Origin of the sequence: Escherichia sp. 94.0001, from assembly GCF_013369155.2 — a bacterium.
GTDB lineage: Bacteria > Pseudomonadota > Gammaproteobacteria > Enterobacterales > Enterobacteriaceae > Escherichia > Escherichia coli_F.
Genome location: NZ_JABWMS020000225.1, coordinates 1 through 545, shown reverse-complemented (window position 1 = coordinate 545; position 545 = coordinate 1). Strand labels below are relative to the sequence as shown.

The following is a 545-nucleotide window of genomic DNA, read 5'->3' as shown; positions in this document are numbered from 1 at the left end:
TTTTCGGATAATGCGGCCCTGTTTGCCCGTTCGGCTGCCTCGATGCGTGAATATGGTTACAGTGCTGATGATGTGCTGAAGGTGACGGAGGCCATTTCGACAGGGCTGAAAATATCCGGTGCCAGTACGGCAGAGGCGGGCTCGGTGATCACCCAGTTCAGCCAGGCGCTGGCACAGGGTGTGTTACGAGGTGAGGAATTTAATTCGGTCAATGAAAGCGGAGACCGGATCATACGTGCACTGGCTGCGGGTATGGGCGTGGCCCGTAAAGACCTTAAGGCGATGGCGGACGACGGCAAACTGACGGCGGATAAAGTCGTTCCTGCGTTAATCAGCCAGCTGGGGGTATTGCGTGATGAATATGCCGCCATGCCGGAAACGGTCTCTGACGGGATCACAAAGGTGGAAAACGCCTTTATGGCCTGGGTGGGTGGCGCGAATGAAGCCAGCGGAGCGACGAAAACGCTCTCCGGCGTGCTGAACGGTGTTGCCGGTAATATTGATAATGTGGCAACAGCCGCGGGGGCGCTGGTTGCCGTCGGGGT

At 57.6% G+C, this 545-nt stretch carries 1 protein-coding gene; it reads left to right on the top strand.

What is annotated here, in order from left to right:
• Positions 1–545, top strand: a 545-nt coding sequence (locus HEN33_RS25380; RefSeq protein ID WP_183083537.1) for a tape measure protein, incomplete at both ends; no start/stop codon positions are given.